The sequence below is a fragment of the Mucilaginibacter sp. Mucisp73 genome (assembly GCF_059491465.1).
Genome location: NZ_CP168507.1, coordinates 6,609,811 through 6,627,261, shown reverse-complemented (window position 1 = coordinate 6,627,261; position 17,451 = coordinate 6,609,811). Strand labels below are relative to the sequence as shown.

The window sequence follows — 17,451 nt, the reverse complement described above, 5'->3', positions numbered from 1 at the left end:
GTGTTGTTTTTTATAAGCATTTTTTAAAAAACAAATAACACACCAATAATTAATGCTACTTTTATTTTAAACATAATAAACCAAACCATGCCCGAATCATTTGGATCATTGATAACAATCATCATTTTTGTTGTTATCCTTATTACTATTTTCACCTCGTTTGTGTCTGTAAAACAGGGCACTATAGTAGTTATCACCGTATTTGGCAAATACCGCCGCATCCTAACCCCGGGACTTAATTTTAAGATCCCTTTTATAGAAAACATTTACTCCAAAATCTCTATCCAAAACCGCTCGGTTGAGCTGGAGTTCCAGGCGGTAACTTACGACCAGGCCAATGTGTATTTTAAGGCCATGCTGCTGTACTCGGTACTTGACCAACAGGAAGAAACCATCAAAAACGTAGCTTTTAAATTTGTTGACGAACGCAACCTGATGCAGGCCCTGATCCGTACGGTTGAAGGCTCCATCCGTGCTTTTGTAGCTACCAAACGCCAGAGCGAGGTACTGATATTACGCCGCGATATTGTGGAACACGTAAAAGAGCAACTGGATGTGATACTGGAAGGCTGGGGCTACCACCTGCAGGACCTCCAGTTAAACGATATTACTTTTGATGATGTGATCATGAAATCAATGAGCCAGGTGGTGGCATCAAACAACCTGAAGGCCGCTGCCGAAAACGAAGGCCAGGCCCTGCTCATCACCAAAACCAAAGCTGCCGAGGCCGAGGGTAACGCTATCAAAATTTCGGCCCAGGCCGAGCGTGAGGCAGCTCAATTACGTGGCCAGGGAATTGCGCTGTTCCGCGAGGAAGTTGCCCGCGGTATGACTGTAGCCGCTAAAGAAATGGCCGAAGCCAACATGGATACCTCGGTGATTTTGTTCACCATGTGGACAGAATCCATCAAACACTTTTCCGAAAACTCAAAAGGGAATGTTATTTTCCTGGATGGCTCAACCGATCAGATGCAACATACGTTAAAAGAAATGATGGCCTTAAACCTTTTACATACCGACAACGTCAAAAAGTAAAAGTTTGAAACCGCCAGTTTTTTTAAATGAAAAGAAATATAGTGAAAGTGATAGGCCCTGCGGCCATGTGTTTTTTAATGATGATTGCGCCTGCTTCGGCACAGTCATTTCACCAGCTAACTGCCAATGATTTTTGGGGAACGCCGCGGGCTAATGCCGGCGGCGTTGTAGCTTATACCAACTGCACCATCGATTACCGGTACCAGGCCCGGCGCGAAGGCAGGGGTTACCGGCTGAATTTTAACATCAGGCTCATCCTTAACAACAATAAATCATGGCTTGATAAAAGCAGGGTTAATACGCCGCAGCAACTCAGCGAAATACTGAAACATGAGCAGGGCCATTACACCATTGCCTTTTTAGAGCAGCAGGAGCTGCTACGCATAGTAAGCAATACCCGTTTCAGCAATAATTACAACTACGAAGCCATGGCCATTTTTAACCGTATCGACGCCAAGTACAAACAGCTCAATGCCGATTATGATGAGGATACGGCTCACATGACAGATCGCAAGCAACAGCATAGCTGGGACGTGTATTTTCAGCAGAAGCTTAAGTTTTTGCCAGGGGATACGGAGAGTTAGTTTTTTTTTGCATGCTCAAACATCCTTTGCCTAAGGAGTAAAAGCGAGGGATTGCGCGATTCCCTTCCGGGCATAGCCGTCAATTTAAGCGAAAGCAATAAAAATGAGTTTGTTTTTTTGAGATTGAGGGCAGAACGTAGTTTGCCCGTAAAGGCAAACTTTATGTATTTTTGCTCTCATAGTTTTATTTCTATTTTTTTGAAAGGCAGACCGGTGGAGGTCCTTGATGTTGATCTCAAGACCTTGTATCTCTCTACAAGGCAATTCTATCGCTAAAAGTCGCTCCAGGGCTCCTTTGATAAACTCCGTCAGCCCTTCATTATACTTTTGATGCAAAGCCTGTTTCGATATATTAAATGACTGCCTTAACATCAGCTGCATACTCATGCCATTAAATGATTGATTGCTGTCAAATAGCAGCGTATCCAGAAGATCTGCTCCGCTTATCTTCCTTAAACGTTTGATCACTCCCGTCTCTTTCCTCAGGATATCAAGAAATCCTAGGTCAAATAATTCCACTTTTAAGCGTTTAAATAACCCTGTCAGGTTTGGTTGGCCGATTCTTGCTCTTAAAAATTTTCATACTATTCCTTAAATTGACGACTATGCTCTCAAGAGGTGGCATTAATGCGCATTAGCGTCACTGCTTTGTTCCTTTACAGCAATGACGCTTTTGTTTTACACCGGTTCTCGCTCTACCTCAACCGGCCTTTTACCATACCTATTAATAACTTCAGCCAAAATCAAATTAGGTACCCAGCTTAAAAAGGCAATGATGAGGTAGTTATTATGAAAATTTACGCCATTACCTAAAACAGTAAACAGCCAGATATAAAAGCGCAGGGTAACCGCGCCGAAGGCGAGGGCATAACTCCGGTTCATCATTTTGATGTGATCGTCAATCCTTCCTTTTTTTATCAGCAGAAACGCAGCCAGTGTAAAAGCAGCCCACAATGTGTTTTGCAATAAAAAAGATATGAATACACCCGTTCCCCGGTTTATAAAAAGCGTCATGACATAGGCTCCCGGCGCAGCAAAAAAAAGCACACCAAACACATACAATTTTCCCAATGCCCTGTGCAGCGCTTTATTATTATATACCTTTTTTGAAAACTGAAAGAATCCGGCCAGTAGGATCACACTGCTGCCTATAATATGACAATAAAAAGCAGGCAGGTACCACCCGGTTTCAACCGCCTTTTGTTTGATGTGCAAAAAGTAGGAGTCATGATTAAAATCCCAGTATTGAATAAATGTGCCCGCACAAAGCACAAACACCCAAAAAAAGGCAAAGTATCTCAATATGCGGGTTGTAATGCTCATTTAGCTGCAAGTACATTAGGCTTTATTGCCGGCAATCCTTTAAGCTTCTGGTCTATCCACTGGATGTTATACTTATCAATCTCGGTAAGCGAATCCTGAACGCTGATGTTTTCCGGTTTATAACGATCATAAAACTGCTGCGTGAAAATATCCGTCCATCGTTTGTCTTTAAACTTGTAGTTATAATCGGCGTAGATCTCGTTTTTCATATACCTCAATACTTCGGACGAAATTGGCCTTCCGACTGAAGTTTTATATTTTCCATTATCAAGTTTACCATAAACATAACAGCCATTAATAAAATGGTCGTCTATTTTTTGGTATTTAGTAAAAGCAAATACCCTTTTGGTATTCATGGCCTCTTTTACTTTACCATTTTCAATTTTTAAAAGGTGAAATATGGGTAATTCATCAATAAAGGTGTTATTATAAAGTTCGATGTTAGCAGTGGTGGTTACTTTTACCTCCAGCAGCGAATCGCTGATAGCATTGATATTATACTCATTGCAGCTTCCGCTTAATTCGCTACCACCTTCTTCGGAGTTAATATCAGTGTTAATTTCATAGCTATAAATCTTGTTGTTTTTGTTATCTATCAACACCATATTATTGGTGTCATAGAATTCGGAACGGCCTCCAATAAAGTAATCGCGGATAGAATAATAAGCACTTTGCAACCAACTGTTGTTTTCCGTGGATATTTTTACTGGCAATGCCTTCGCTTTTACTATATACTGTGAACTTGTGGCTACAAAGTCAACATGGTTTCGCAGCGGATTTTTAAACTCCTGAATCTTTCGGATCAACCCAAGGTCAACAAGGTAAGAAGGAGGTATATAAATGCTGCTGTGCTGCTCGCGCGAGTTAAACTCGGTGATGTCACCAGCCGGGCTTTTGGTCAATGTAAATGAGTTTGGTTGCTTAAGTTTTGAAAACAGCTCACTGATTTTAACCTCGGCTTTTTCGGACACAGAAAAGTCGTTTTTTAACCAAAAGTACTCATCGCCTTTTCTTAATGCGGCGAGGTTTTCGGTGTCATTAACCGGAAATATCTGGTCATATTCAACGGGAATTACAACTTTGCCACTAAGGTCGTAAAAACCCCGCTTACGATCTTTTTCAACTTCAATAAGATCAGGGAACGTGCCGCTGATGTTATGAATAAGGTCATATTCAGCAGGGATTACTTCTTTATAATCGGGTCCGATTAATCCTATTTTATATATTTTGGCAGTATCCTTCATTAAGTTATAGTAATCCCATTTCCCCTTTACTACATAAAAATATGTCTGTTTCTTTAAATGGGTAAACCATATTACGCTATCATATTTAGCGAATAAATTGCCTGCATCTAAGAATGCTTTCAGTGTTTCCGGGCTGTAAATTTCTTTATCTGTATATTTTTTCTCCCACGCGGTATTACGGTAGGTTATATAATCACTCATGAAATTACGAGCATCTACCTGGTAGATGCTAAGTTTGTTTTGCTCGTTTTTTTGAATGGTAAAAGTTATGCCCGAATGCCTTGTATCCAGATGCTGTTCGCTAAAGGTAACAGGAACAACGGCTGTGGCGATTTGAGGATTGATCTGCGTAATTTCGGCCTGCTCTACATTCAGCTCTATGTTAAAAGACACATCCTCTTCGCCGCTTTTTTGCTGTTTGTTGATTAGGGTTGTTATTAATTTATTTATAGGTTCAGATGCTTGCTTATCGGCAAAATAACTCATCAATGAATCGCGATTGCCTTTTATAACCTGAGCTTTGAATGCTTTTAAAAAGTTGCTTATTTCATTGCTGCTGGTTGACGGTTTGGATTTTCCACGGAAAATAAAGTACCCGCTAACAGTTAATACAATAACAGAAACTGCAACAATAAGGATAGGTTTGGTTTTCATACAACCAAGGTAAGCTATTTTTTGAAATAGTAAAAGCAGGCTAAACTCCTTAAAAACAAGCCTATAAATATTACTTATATTACACAATAACTATATAGCTAAAATCTATATAACATCAATTATAAGTATTCGGGGGGCGGCTTTTAATTTCTATATTTGCATAAACATTAAAAGAAACATCAAAATATGTTAACCATAGGACAAAAATTCCCCGAATTTTCTAAAACAGCAGTAGTAAGCCTTGAAAAAGGTAAAGAGTTTGAAACCCTTACTTCTGAGTATTTAACCAACGATGATAACGTTTGGACTGTAATGTTCTGGTGGCCAAAAGACTTCACTTTTGTTTGCCCTACTGAAATTGCTGAGTTTAACAAAAACTTTGGCGAATTCCGTGACCGTGAAACCCGTTTGATCGGTGCTTCTACCGACTCTGAATTTGTTCACGCTGCATGGAGAAGAGATCACGACGATTTGCGTGATTTGAAATTCCCTATGCTTGCTGATACTTCAAAATCATTAGCCGAAGACCTGGGCATTTTAGAGCCAACTGAAAAAATTGCTTACCGTGCTACTTTCATCATCGACCCGCAAGGTATCATCCGCTGGGTATCAGTTAACGACCTGAGCGTTGGCCGTAACGTGAAAGAAGTATTACGCGTACTTGACGGTTTACAAACCGACGAGCTTTGCCCTTGCAACTGGGAAAAAGGTCAGGAAACTTTAACTGTATAATAATTAAGCAGAAAGCCGAAGGCTGAAAGCTAAAAGCGAAAGGCTCAAAGCAAGGGAAGCATAGCTTTCAGCTTTGGGCCTTTTCTTTAAATTCCAAGCATCAGCCTTTAAATTTTCTGCCAATAACTCAATAAACAACAGCTTTTGGCTTTATGCTTTAAGCTTTCCGCTAAAATTAGCTTTCGGCTTTAAGCCTTAAGCTTTCAGCTAAAAAAAATGAACGAAAGTACCGAAGTGATCCAGGAGATACTTGAAAGTATCGGATTAGATAAAAATTATCGCACAGCCAGCCTGAGCCTTTTAGAAACAGGCGAATCACGTTACCTGCGCGACCTTAAGCTGAACTTTACCAGCACCCTTACCTCCGCACATTTAACTAATAAAGAATGCGCCTTGCTGGGTTTGGCTACTGCTGTAAACAATAACAATGTTCCGCTTACCAACTTCTTTACCAAATACGCTAAAGAAAACGAAGCTACCGATGCCGAAATTGGCGAAGCTGTAGGTTGCGCCTCATTGCTGGCATCAAACAACGTATTTTACCGTTTCAGGCATTTTACCCAAAAGGAAAAGTACACCCAGATCCCAGCACGGATCCGTATGCAGTTAATGATGAAACCGGTAACCGGTAAAGAGTTTTTTGAACTGGCCAGTTTAGCCGTATCAGCCATTAATGGTTGCGAGATGTGCGTGAACGCACATGAGGATTCGCTTATAAAATTGGGCACTACCGAGGAGCGTATTTTTGATGCCGTACGTATAGCATCATTAACTACAGCTACAGGTAAAGTTATATTTTAACAAGCTTAACTTATTTTAACAATGAAAAAGGCATGAAATAATAAAATTTCATGCCTTTTTCATAAATAGTATTTTATTGCCTAATAAAATTTGCGTTTATTAATTAAAATCCAGTAAATTTATACCTTAAGATTAAACAAACCCCGGTCGCAATATTCAAATATGTTGTTTATGCGGGAGGAGTTACTTAAATTTTAATTGTTAATTTTTTTTGGGGAAAGCCGTTCCGGTAATAGTGGAACGGCTTTTATTGTTTTAGTGCGAATCGGCAACAGCTTTCAGCTTTTTGAACGGCTGCAGGTAAAGCAACGGTATCGAAAATAACATCACCAATCCCGATATCCAATAAGCATCGTCATACGTTAACAACAATGTTTGCCTGGTAACCATACCTTCGATAGCCTGATATGCCATATGGGTAGCATCAATCATTGATTTGCCTTTGGCCATAAATCCCTGGGTGAGCATATGCAAACGGTCATTAAACGGATTGTTATACGGATTGATATTTACCAGCAAATTATTGCGGTGCACACCCTGGCGTATATGGATGAGGGTTGTTAATGTAGCTATCCCGAAAGATCCACCCAACTGGCGCATCATATTGTTCAAGCCCGATCCCTGACCTAACTCAGGGCCCTTCAAATCTGCCATGGCCAACGTAGTAAGCGGCACAAATAATAAAGCCATACCCACACCACGGATTAATAACGGTATTAACACATCCTTTTCGCCCGTAGCCAGTGTCGAATTGCTTAACATATGTGTAAATACATAAAAAAGGAACATGCCCGCAGTAGCCATAAACTGGGCTGGTATGCCCTTATTTAGCATTTTGCCTATAAATGGCATCATCACAATGGTACATAAACCACCGGGGAACAACAGCTCACCGGTTTGCTGGGCGTTAAAGCCAAGCAGGTTTTGACAAAACACCGGGAACACGAACACCGATCCATACAAACCAAACCCAAGTATAAAGGATGTGAACATGCCCACAGCAAAACTTCGGTGCCGCAGAATGCTGAAGTTTACAATAGGATGCTCGGTACTCATCTCACGCCAAATGAATAATAGGGTACCTAATACAGCCGATATAGTTAATACCAGGATATATGGCTTAGCAAACCAGTCTTCACTTTCACCTTTTTCAAGTACGGTTTGTAAGCTGCCTACTGCAATAGCCAGCAAGATAATACCCCACCAGTCAACAGGCTTGCCTTTGGCATCCTTGGGTGTTTCCCGCACGAAGGTGTACGTACAAAATGCCGCCAACGCCCCCACCGGGATATTTACGTAAAAGATCCAGGGCCATGAGTAGTTTTCAACTATCCAGCCGCCAATGGTTGGGCCTACTGTTGGGCCTACAACCGCTCCCAAACCAAATAGCGCGGTTGCAGTACCTATCTGCTCACGAGGCCAGGTTTCAAGTAATATGGCTTGGGCTGTCGAAATCAAACCACCACCGGCAATACCCTGAATAATCCTGAACAATACCAGCTCATCCATACTGTGCGCGTTACCACATAAAAATGATACGATGGTAAACACGATGATAGATGCCATGAAATAGTTTTTACGCCCAAAACGGCCGCCCAGCCAACCCGACATGGGCAATATGATCACGTTTGCTACCGCATACCCGGTAACTACCCAGGCCACATCTTCAAGGGTTGCGCCAAGGTTACCCTGTATGTGAGGCAACGCCACATTAACGATAGTGGTATCAATCAGCTCCAGTAATGAAGCTGTGATCACCGTAATGGTGATGATCCACTTTTTAAAGCCAGTTTCAGCCATAATATTATTCTTTAATTACAGATACGTTTACGCTCATACCCGGGCGTAATTTTGCAAGCTCCTCTTTAGTGCCGTTGATTTTAATTTTTACAGGCACACGCTGTACAACTTTTACGAAGTTACCGGTAGCATTATCCGGAGGCAACAGGGAGAATTTAGCACCTGTAGCAGGCGAAAAATTGTAGACCTGGCCTTCCAGCTTCATATCTGGATAAGCATCAACTTCAATTTCAACTTTTAAACCATTTTTGATATTGGTAAGCTGTGTTTCTTTATAGTTGGCGGTAATGTAAAGGCTGTTATCATTCACAATTGAGAACAGGGTTTGGCCGGCCTGCACCAACTGACCTAACTGTACATTCTTTTTAGAGGCTAAACCACTTGCCGGCGATTTCACCAGCGTGTAACTCAATTGCAGTTTTGCATAATCAATATCAACCTGTCTTTGTGATACACCCGTGTGGGTAACAGCTAACTGGCTGCGGGTTGTGCCAATTTGCTGCACAGCCGCTTTGTACTGATCCTGCGATGCTTTGTAGTTAGCTTTTGCAACATCCAAATCGGCCTTAGCCTGGTCAAATTGTTGCTGGGTTACCGAACCGTCTTTTACCAGGTTGGCGTAACGGTCGTAATCTTTCTGTACTTTTTCTAAATGGGCCAGGTTTGATGAAACCTGGGCTTTTGCGCTTGCAGAGTTTGCTTCGTTGGCGAAAATTTGTGATTGATTTACATTAATGCCTGCGCTTGCGCCAACTTGTGCCGCCTGAGCCTGCTCTAATTTTACTTTATAGTCGCGGTCATCAATTTTAACCAGCGGCTGACCAACGTTTACATGAGTGTTTTCTTCAAAATAAATTGAATCAACATATCCGCCAACGCGGGCAACTACAGGGCTGATATCGCCGTCGATCTGGGCGTCGTCAGTATCAATGTGTTTGCTAAAGTAGATGTATTCTTTTATACCGAAAATTACGCCGCCAATAAGTACAATGCCTAATATGATGGGGATAACTTTGTTTTTCTTTTTCGGTTGTTCCGGTGTTTCTTGTTCCTTTGCCATTTTATTTAAAGGTTTGGTATTGTTATTTGTTGATTTTTCCTGTTGATTTTAATAGTGTATAGTAAGCCAGACCCGCATCGGCTTTAGCCAATTCTAAATTGATCTGTGCCTGGTAAAGCAAGGTTTCGGCATCGGCCCTATCGGTTGCAGATGCTATATTGCTTTTGTATTTTGATTCGAGGATCTTGTTGTTTTCACCGGCCTGATCAATAGAGGTTTGTAAAAGTTTAACCTTTTCAAGCGCCTGGGTATAGCTTTGGTAGCTTTGGTTCACTTCATTTTTTATTCTGTCAGTAGTGATACCTTTGTTGATCTCAACCTGCTGCTCCTGGATCTTAGCCTCGGTAACTTTGTTCTTGTTGGTCCAAAGGGAGCTGAAGTTCCATGATACGGTTAATCCTACAGATATAGGGGTGATAAAATTACCGCTTTTAGGTATCGGGTTGGCGCTTACATCAACATAATAAGCAGCAGCCGATGCGCCTACCGTTGGCAGGTTATTAGCTTTAACGCTTTTAGTATTGGTTTCAGCAACGCGACTGCGTAAAGCAAATTGTTTAAACTCAGGGCGGGCGGCCATTGCTGTATCAAGGTAAGCAGTTAACGGAGATACCTGCCTGTCGGCTTCGGTGATCTGGTCGATGTTTAGCTGTGTCCCTTCCGGTAAACCTAACAACACATTAAGGTTATAGTTGATGATACGACGGTTAGTTTCCAGGTCGACACCGTTAACCTCGATATTTGAGCGTTGTAATTGAAAGCGCAGCACATCGTTTTTGGTTACCAAACCCTGTTCAAAAAAACGCTGTGCCTGTTTAATTTGTACATCAACAGTAGCAAGGTTTTGAGCTACCACCTTTTTGCTTTGCAGCACTTTGTAAAGGTTATAGTACGAACTGATGATATCATAAACTACCTCGTCTTTATCATTTTCAACATCAAGGCGGGAAACCTGGGTGAGCAGATCGGTAGATTGGCGGGCATATTTTAATTTATTACCGCCAAATATGGTTTGGTTTAAGCTCAGGATCCCTAAATACGCATCGGCATGCGATGGCAGGTTAATGCTTTCAGAACCCAGCGCCAGTCTGTTGGCCGGGATTTGGGCACGGTTATAGCCATAGCTTACTTTACCTGTTGGCAATGCTTCGTCTTTTGCCTGATTGTATTGAGAAACAGCTTGCTCAACTTTTGAATTTGATAGTTTTAAAGTTTTGCTGTTTTCAAGGCCGAGTTTAATGGCTTCGTCAAGTGTAATTGTCCTGTCTTGTGCGCTGGCAGCAAAAGGCAGGCTCAAAACTATGAGGGCGATACTACCGCGTAAAATGGGCCGTAACACCTGCTTTAATAGCTTAAGGTGGTTGGTTTTGTTATTTTGAGTTGTCATGTTCTTTAACTAAATAAGCTTTTAAAAGTCTTTTCATGTATGTTTTAACACGTGGTTTCAGTTCATTTTCCATAAACTTTTCATCACGAATATCATGTCCCAGTATTAATGATGATAGCTGCGGCATGTTAACTATGTAATTTTTTGTGCCAAAAAGGGTAGCTATTACCAGTGCTATATCGGCATCTGTATGAAACAAGCCGCTGTTTACGCCTTCTTCCATAATCCTTTTTACCTCATATACATTTACCATCAGTATTTCGATGATCTTATCGGTAAGGTCGCCACGTTTATTCATGGACACTTCCCTGTTAATGAGTTTTTGAAAACAGTTGTTGGCTATGATGCGTTCAACGTAATTGTCGACACATTTATCCAGTTTATCCCAGGCATTCATGCTGCCATCGCTGTTAATATTTTGCAGCAGCGTACGGAACGAATTAATCTTACGTTCAAAAACAGCCAGGAAAAGTCCTTCTTTTGATCCAAAATAGTAATTGAGCATAGCCATGTTTACACCGGCTTCGCCCGATATGGTACGGGTGGAGGCTCCGTCATAACCCAGGTCCGCGAATACCTTTTCGGCCACGTCGAGGATATGTTCCTTTTTATCTATCTTATCTTTTTCCATTGTTTTAACGGCACAAAATTAATCAAACGATTGATTAAGCGTATCGGATTGAAGCAGAAAAAGTTAATCAGTTGATTAAGATTACCATCGAATGACAGATTTGTTTGACAATGCTTAAAAAAATTGTAAAAATCAAAAGTGTTTGTGAAAACATTTAATATTTATCATTAAAAACTTTAACAGATTGATGGTCACCGTAATGGTTTTGTTATATTATTGATACAGGAAATACAGAATATCTATCTTTCAATATATTTGTTGCTATGAAGCGTATCCACCTCATTGCAGTATTCCTGTTTGCAACTGTTTTTTCAAAGGCCCAAACCAACCCACCTACCGATCTCGGCACTATTCAACAAAACCTTAAAAAACTTGATGTGCTTGGTAGTGTATTATATGTTGCCGCCCATCCCGATGATGAAAACACCCGCCTGCTGGCTTACCTGGCGCAGGAAAAACATTATCGCACCGGTTACCTGTCGCTCACCCGTGGCGATGGCGGACAAAACCTGATAGGCAATGAGCAAAGCGAATTACTTGGCTTAATCCGTACGCAGGAACTGCTGGCTGCCCGCCGGATTGATGGCGCCGAACAGTTTTTTACCCGCGCCAATGATTTCGGCTTTTCAAAAGGACCGGAAGAAACGCTAAAGATCTGGGATAAGGAAAAAGTATTGGGCGATGTAGTTTGGGTGATCCGCAAATTCAGGCCGGATGTGATCATTTGCCGCTTCCCAACAACCGGCGAGGGGGGCCATGGGCATCATACCTCTTCGGCTATATTAGCGCAGGAAGCTTTTACAGCCGCCGCCGATCCAAACCGTTATCCGGAGCAGTTAAAATATGTAAAACCATGGCAGGCCAAACGCCTGATGTGGAACACTTTTAGTTTTGGCAACATTAATACTACCTCGGCCGATCAGTTTAAGATCAATGTTGGGGTTTATAATACCATCCTGGGTAAAGGTTATGGTGAAATAGCTGCCGAAAGCCGTAGCAATCACAAAACGCAGGGTTTTGGTTCGGCCAAACAACGCGGCGAATCATACGAATTTTTTAAAACTATTTTGGGCGATGCCCCGCAAAACGACCTCATGGATGGCGTTAATACCACCTGGAAGCGCGTTAAAGATGGCGATGCTATCTCTACGTTAACAGGTGTTATCAGCCGGAATTTTATTAGTGACGCGCCCGAAAAATCAGTACCGGCATTGGTACAATTGCTGACGAAAGTGGAGAAAATATCGGATAACTACTGGCGCGAACAAAAAACCAAAGAGCTGAACAACCTGATTACAGCTTGTGCCGGTCTGTGGTTTGAAGCTTACGCAGCCGAGCCAACATATGCTTTGGGCGATAAAATGAGCATACGTGCACAGGTGATCAACAGGTTTAACTATCGTGTTAAGATAAACAGCATTGATGCTAACGATAGCGCATTAGCATTGCAAAGCAAGGAGATACCATTTAATCAACTGCAAACTTTTGAAACTACTGCCGCCGCATCTATGTTAACGCAGCCGTACTGGCTTGCAGCCTCGCACCCCATTGGTGTTTACACTTTGCCCGATAATACCTTGGCCGGCAATCCCGAAAACCCAGATCTACCCAAAATTACCTTCCAGTTTATCATTGAGGGGAAGCCTATTAATATTGACCGCCGCATAATATATAAATACGTTGACCCGGTTAGGGGCGAGGTTTATCAGCCTATTGAAATAACGCCGCCGGTAACCGCCAATATCGAAGGCAAGGATTATATCTTCAGCACACAGCAGGTACAAACGGTATTGGTAAACCTGAAAAGTTTTACCAAAGCAAATGGAACCATCAGCCTGAAACCTGTTGCCGGTTGGAAAATAAGCCCCGAAAAAATTGACTTCACCGATAAGGATAAAAATGAGGAATGGTCAGTAGCATTTACGGTTTCCCCAACTGATACTAAAACTAAGACTACCGATCTGGAAGCGGTGGTTAACGCTAACGGCCAACCATTTTCACTTAGCCTTCGCCGTATCAGGTATGATCACGTACCAGCTATTACCCTATTTCCGCCGGCACAAACAAAGCTTGTTTACCTCGATCTTAAACATAACGGCAGAAAAATAGGCTACATTGCCGGTGCCGGCGACCAAATGCCCGAAGCTTTGCGCCAGGTAGGTTATGATGTACATTTGCTAAGTGAAAACGAGGTGATGAATGGCGATCTTTCGGGTTATGATGCCATAGTAACCGGGGTACGAGCTTACAATGTGAATGAGCGCCTTGCTTATCAGCAGGCAAAACTAATGGCTTATGTAAAAAATGGCGGCAACCTGGTAGTGCAATACAACAATAACAATGGTATTGTTGTAAAACAAATAGGCCCGTATCCTTTCACTGTAGTGAACAGGAGGGTTACCGACGAAAATGCCGAGGTAACTGTTTTAGATCCTCAAAACCCGGTGTTAAACTATCCTAACAAAATAACCAATGATGATTTCAGCGGCTGGATCCAGGAGCGCGGACTATATTTTGTAAGCAATATCGACCCGCAGTACAAACCCATTTTGCAAATGCATGATAAAGGCGAGGAACCTCTTAACGGATCATTAATTGTTGGTGATTATGGCAAAGGCAGGTTTATATACACATCACTCGCATTTTTCAGGGAATTACCTGCCGGTGTGCCCGGAGCTTACAGGTTGTTCATTAACTTGTTGAGCAAGCCAAAGTAAGCGAATAAATGCGTATTGCCAGGCGAAGCCATCAGAGTCTTCTGTGAGAGACCCTGATGGAACATTAAAAAATGATGATGACGTATAAAAATAGTTTAGCGATAGTGCGTGGGCCGCGTTAGTGATAGTAGCGGATACCAGCCTTGTGGCTAATGCCTGTGCAGTATGAGCGCATAGCACGGCCGCAGGCAACGCCCATATTTATGATATTGATCAAAAAAAACACATTTAAAAATCAACAACTTACAATAACGAAGACAACCCGACCGGGGGGAACTCATTAATACCTATATAATTATTAATAATCCCAAACTGTACAAGCAGCCACACAGAACTGCTCTTCTAAGTGGAGATTGCTTCGTACCTCGCTATTAAGGCTATCTTTATCTTTTCCTTTATTAAACGCGACTATCCGGCAAAAAACACTTTATGTTATCAAAACCGTGTCAATTTCAGCGCGTTAACAATTTTTTAATATAAAACTCTTTCAATTACAGTAAATTCTATTTACGTTTGAATTTTTTCTTGATGTAGCTTCAAATAATTTTTTACCCTGAAGCACATGTTACGCGTCGACAGTTCCAAACCATGCCAAATTATTTATGCCATTGCCAAGCATGACTACCTGTCGTATGTTATTGAGCCTCACATTGTTCAGCTTAACCCCAACGGTGAATTTTCGTTAACTCATCAGCGTTTATTTTCCAATACCGCCAAAGAATTTTGCGATTTTCTGGATGAAACTGATATCAGGTTGATCAAACTGCTGGAGGAGATGGAGCAGGGAAACGTGATCAAAAGGTATTACAAAAAACCAATTCGCCCGTTCGAGTTTTTCTCCAAGATTTTCAATGAGCAGATGTTCGATATGATTCGCCCAAAACTGGAGAAGCGTATCGCCGAAGCCTTATCGTTACTTTGCGGCAAGCAGGTGTACCAGATGAGCAAGGAAGGCTATCCCGGCGAGCGTAAGCTTCAGCTGGCTACCGAGGCGGCATCGGTGTTATTTCATTTCAGGCGCAGTGAAGAAGAGATCAGGTATTTCCCTACCATCAAATACCAGGGCATGCGCATTGAGTTCATGTTTAAAAATGCAGAGATCATTTGTAACCACCCGGCCTGGATGCTGCTTGATGATACCCTTTATTATTTTGACAAGGAGATTGAGGGTAAAAAACTGCAACCATTCCTGAACAAGCGTTTTATTGCCATACCCAAATCGTCGGAGCAATCATACTTTGAAAAATTTGTAGCCCCGCTTATCGAAAAGCATAATGTTTATGCCGAAGGCTTCACCATCAATACTGAAAAGTATGACGCCTGCCCTGTGCTTAAACCTATTTATATTGAAGGCGGTACTTCGCAGCTGCAACTTTCTTTTAAGTATGCGGGCTATGTATTTCCTTATGGCGATGGCAGGCACATTTCTGTGCGGATGGAAAAAACCGGCGATGATTACCTGTTTCACCGTATTAAACGTTCAACTACCTGGGAAAAAGGCAAAATGCACCAATTGGAGCAAATGGGGCTTAAAATAGCTTCATCATTGTTCCAAAACCTTGAAGTTGCCGGACACGATGAAGATGACGACCGCTCGTTCTCCGTTTTTGAATGGCTCAACCAACATCATGATCAGCTTATTGAACAGGGTTTTGAGCTGGAACAGCCCGAAGGGCAAAAACGCTATGTATTTGGCAGCAGCAAAATTGAGCTTGAAGTAACAGAAAATAACGACTGGTTTGATATCAACGCCATGGTGAGCTTCGGCCCCTACCGCATTCCTTTTATCCAGCTTAAAAATCATATCCTCAATCATAAAAAGGAATTTACCTTGCCATCGGGCGAGATAGCCGTGATCCCCGAAAAATGGTTTTCACAATACGGTAACCTGCTGCACTTTACCGAAGGCAGCAATGAGTTAAAATTACGCCGTCATCATATAGGCCTCGTTACCGATTTGGCCGAAGGCGAAATGGCCAGCGTTACCATGACCCGTAAACTGCAAAAGCTAACCAATTTTGATGAGCTTGAAGATGCGCCGATGCCTGTTAATTTCGAGGGCAATTTGAGGCCATACCAAAAAGCAGGCTATAACTGGTTTCACTTTTTAAAACAATACCACTTTGGCGGCTGCCTTGCCGATGATATGGGTTTGGGTAAAACCATCCAAACTTTATCACTGCTGCAAAAGCACAAGGAAGATACGGAAGAGGCTGGAGGCAAAGCCACTTCGCTGGTGATCATGCCAACCTCGCTGATATATAACTGGCTTAATGAGGCCCGCAAATTTGCACCGCAATTAAAACTTATGGTACATACAGGCACTATGCGCTATCGCAGTGCCGAAGTTTTTGCCAATTACGACGTGGTCATCACTACCTATGGTATCAGCCGCATTGATATTGAAATGTTTAAAGGTTTCTTTTTTGATTACGTGATCCTGGACGAAAGCCAGAATATCAAAAATCCGTCGTCAAAATCATACCAGGCGGTTAAACAGCTCAAGTCGCGCTTTAAATTGATCTTGAGCGGTACTCCGGTCGAAAATTCGGTTAACGATTTGTGGACACAGATGTCGTTCATTAATCCCGGTTTATTGGGCGCGCAACAGTTTTTCCAAAACGAGTTTGTGGCGCCAATAGAAAAGAAAAAGGATGAAGATAAGGCCCGCAAACTTCAGGCCCTGATCAAGCCTTTTGTGTTACGCCGCACCAAAGAGCAGGTAGCAACAGAATTACCACCCAAAACTGAAAATCTTTTCTACTGCCAGATGACAGAAGAACAGTCGTCGGTTTATGAAGAGGTAAAATCCGAATACCGGAATGAGTTGCTGAAAAGCCTGGAGGATGGTACGTTCGCTAAAACACAGATCCAGGTACTACAGGGCTTGATCAAGCTAAGACAAATTGCCAACCACCCGATCATGATCGATAAGGATTATGAAGGCGACAGTGGTAAATTTGAAGATGTTGTGCATACCTTAGGCAACGTGCTTGACGGTGGGCATAAAGTGCTCATATTTTCGCAGTTTGTAAAACAGCTGAGCATTTACCGCGAGCATTTTGAGCGCATTGGTATTCCTTACGTCTACCTGGACGGCGCTACGCAAAACCGGGGCGATGTGGTTAAGCAATTTCAGGAGGATGAAAAAACGCGTGTCTTCCTGATCTCGATAAAAGCGGGGGGCGTAGGTCTTAACCTTACCGAAGCCGATTATGTGTTTATTCTCGACCCATGGTGGAACCCCGCTGTTGAACAGCAGGCCATTGACCGTACGCACCGCATTGGCCAAACCAAAAACGTGTTCATCTATAAATTCATCACCAAAGATTCGGTTGAAGAAAAAATCCTGGCCCTGCAGCAGCGTAAGCTCAGCTTGTCAAGAGCGCTAATCACTACCGAAGAAAGCTTTATTAAGTCGCTTACGGCGGACGATATTAAGGAGATATTGGGGTAAAAACGCCCCTCCCAAGCCCTCCCCTA

13 protein-coding genes are annotated in these 17,451 nt (G+C 42.2%); 6 read left to right on the top strand and 7 right to left on the bottom strand.

Translation table 11 applies throughout. The features are described from left to right. Positions 1 to 87: 87 nt before the first annotated feature. Positions 88 to 1,035 carry an SPFH domain-containing protein gene (locus ACEN82_RS27600; protein ID WP_090534803.1) on the top strand — a complete coding sequence of 316 codons (948 nt, stop codon included), beginning with the start codon at positions 88 to 90 and terminating at the stop codon, positions 1,033 to 1,035. A 26-nt stretch (positions 1,036 to 1,061) separates the two neighbouring features. Continuing rightward, positions 1,062 to 1,619, top strand: a complete 558-nt coding sequence (locus ACEN82_RS27595) for a DUF922 domain-containing protein (RefSeq protein WP_090534801.1) — start codon at positions 1,062 to 1,064, stop codon at positions 1,617 to 1,619. Positions 1,620 to 1,703: 84 nt separating this feature from the next. Here ACEN82_RS27595 and ACEN82_RS27590 read toward each other — a convergent pair whose 3' ends face one another. The 3 genes from ACEN82_RS27590 to ACEN82_RS27580 all read right to left on the bottom strand — a co-directional run bounded on the left by ACEN82_RS27590 (position 1,704) and on the right by ACEN82_RS27580 (position 4,840). After that, on the bottom strand, positions 1,704 to 2,138 hold the full coding sequence (locus tag ACEN82_RS27590) for a hypothetical protein (protein ID WP_413321774.1): 435 nt from the start codon (positions 2,136 to 2,138) through the stop codon (positions 1,704 to 1,706). Positions 2,139 to 2,297: 159 nt separating this feature from the next. Next, positions 2,298 to 2,942, bottom strand: a complete 645-nt coding sequence (locus ACEN82_RS27585) for a DUF2306 domain-containing protein (RefSeq protein WP_090535026.1) — start codon at positions 2,940 to 2,942, stop codon at positions 2,298 to 2,300. Further along, complete coding sequence (locus ACEN82_RS27580) at positions 2,939 to 4,840, bottom strand: WG repeat-containing protein (protein WP_413321772.1); 1,902 nt, start codon at positions 4,838 to 4,840, stop codon at positions 2,939 to 2,941. The genes ACEN82_RS27585 and ACEN82_RS27580 overlap by 4 nt, the downstream gene beginning before the upstream one ends. A 186-nt stretch (positions 4,841 to 5,026) precedes the next feature. Between ACEN82_RS27580 and ACEN82_RS27575 the strand changes: the two genes are divergently transcribed. Next, positions 5,027 to 5,572 carry a peroxiredoxin gene (locus ACEN82_RS27575; RefSeq protein WP_090535023.1) on the top strand — a complete coding sequence of 182 codons (546 nt, stop codon included), beginning with the start codon at positions 5,027 to 5,029 and terminating at the stop codon, positions 5,570 to 5,572. 216 nt (positions 5,573 to 5,788) lie between these two features. Further along, a complete protein-coding gene (locus ACEN82_RS27570; protein WP_413321770.1) occupies positions 5,789 to 6,373 on the top strand; it encodes a carboxymuconolactone decarboxylase family protein in 585 nt (194 codons plus the stop codon). A 255-nt stretch (positions 6,374 to 6,628) separates the two neighbouring features. Here ACEN82_RS27570 and ACEN82_RS27565 read toward each other — a convergent pair whose 3' ends face one another. From ACEN82_RS27565 to ACEN82_RS27550, 4 genes are read right to left on the bottom strand one after another with little or no spacing between them, the layout of a single operon-like run. Continuing rightward, positions 6,629 to 8,173 carry a DHA2 family efflux MFS transporter permease subunit gene (locus ACEN82_RS27565; protein ID WP_413321769.1) on the bottom strand — a complete coding sequence of 515 codons (1,545 nt, stop codon included), beginning with the start codon at positions 8,171 to 8,173 and terminating at the stop codon, positions 6,629 to 6,631. 4 nt (positions 8,174 to 8,177) lie between these two features. Beyond that, positions 8,178 to 9,233, bottom strand: coding sequence for an HlyD family secretion protein (locus ACEN82_RS27560; protein WP_090535019.1), 1,056 nt, complete (start codon positions 9,231 to 9,233; stop codon positions 8,178 to 8,180). A gap of 22 nt (positions 9,234 to 9,255) precedes the next feature. Next, on the bottom strand, positions 9,256 to 10,620 hold the full coding sequence (locus ACEN82_RS27555) for a TolC family protein (protein ID WP_090535017.1): 1,365 nt from the start codon (positions 10,618 to 10,620) through the stop codon (positions 9,256 to 9,258). After that, entirely contained in the window at positions 10,604 to 11,251 is a 648-nt protein-coding gene (locus tag ACEN82_RS27550) for a TetR/AcrR family transcriptional regulator (protein ID WP_090535016.1), read from the bottom strand. Before ACEN82_RS27550 ends, ACEN82_RS27555 begins: the two co-directional genes overlap by 17 nt. A gap of 263 nt (positions 11,252 to 11,514) precedes the next feature. Here ACEN82_RS27550 and ACEN82_RS27545 point away from each other — a divergent pair, with 263 nt between their 5' ends. Further along, positions 11,515 to 13,968, top strand: coding sequence for a PIG-L family deacetylase (locus ACEN82_RS27545; protein WP_413321768.1), 2,454 nt, complete (start codon positions 11,515 to 11,517; stop codon positions 13,966 to 13,968). Positions 13,969 to 14,530: 562 nt separating this feature from the next. After that, entirely contained in the window at positions 14,531 to 17,425 is a 2,895-nt protein-coding gene (locus tag ACEN82_RS27540; RefSeq protein ID WP_413321767.1) for a DEAD/DEAH box helicase, read from the top strand. Positions 17,426 to 17,451: the final 26 nt, after the last annotated feature.

What these genes read in the sequence shown, in the direction of transcription:
- ACEN82_RS27600 (WP_090534803.1), top strand. Translation starts at nt 88, where the DNA reads ATGCCCGAATCATTTGGATCATTGATAACAATCATCATTTTTGTTGTT.
- ACEN82_RS27570 (WP_413321770.1), top strand. Translation starts at nt 5,789, where the DNA reads ATGAACGAAAGTACCGAAGTGATCCAGGAGATACTTGAAAGTATCGGA.
- ACEN82_RS27560 (WP_090535019.1), bottom strand. Translation starts at nt 9,233, where the DNA reads ATGGCAAAGGAACAAGAAACACCGGAACAACCGAAAAAGAAAAACAAA.
- ACEN82_RS27580 (WP_413321772.1), bottom strand. Translation starts at nt 4,840, where the DNA reads ATGAAAACCAAACCTATCCTTATTGTTGCAGTTTCTGTTATTGTATTA.
- ACEN82_RS27585 (WP_090535026.1), bottom strand. Translation starts at nt 2,942, where the DNA reads ATGAGCATTACAACCCGCATATTGAGATACTTTGCCTTTTTTTGGGTG.
- ACEN82_RS27575 (WP_090535023.1), top strand. Translation starts at nt 5,027, where the DNA reads ATGTTAACCATAGGACAAAAATTCCCCGAATTTTCTAAAACAGCAGTA.
- ACEN82_RS27595 (WP_090534801.1), top strand. Translation starts at nt 1,062, where the DNA reads ATGAAAAGAAATATAGTGAAAGTGATAGGCCCTGCGGCCATGTGTTTT.
- ACEN82_RS27540 (WP_413321767.1), top strand. Translation starts at nt 14,531, where the DNA reads ATGTTACGCGTCGACAGTTCCAAACCATGCCAAATTATTTATGCCATT.
- ACEN82_RS27565 (WP_413321769.1), bottom strand. Translation starts at nt 8,173, where the DNA reads ATGGCTGAAACTGGCTTTAAAAAGTGGATCATCACCATTACGGTGATC.
- ACEN82_RS27545 (WP_413321768.1), top strand. Translation starts at nt 11,515, where the DNA reads ATGAAGCGTATCCACCTCATTGCAGTATTCCTGTTTGCAACTGTTTTT.
- ACEN82_RS27550 (WP_090535016.1), bottom strand. Translation starts at nt 11,251, where the DNA reads ATGGAAAAAGATAAGATAGATAAAAAGGAACATATCCTCGACGTGGCC.
- ACEN82_RS27555 (WP_090535017.1), bottom strand. Translation starts at nt 10,620, where the DNA reads ATGACAACTCAAAATAACAAAACCAACCACCTTAAGCTATTAAAGCAG.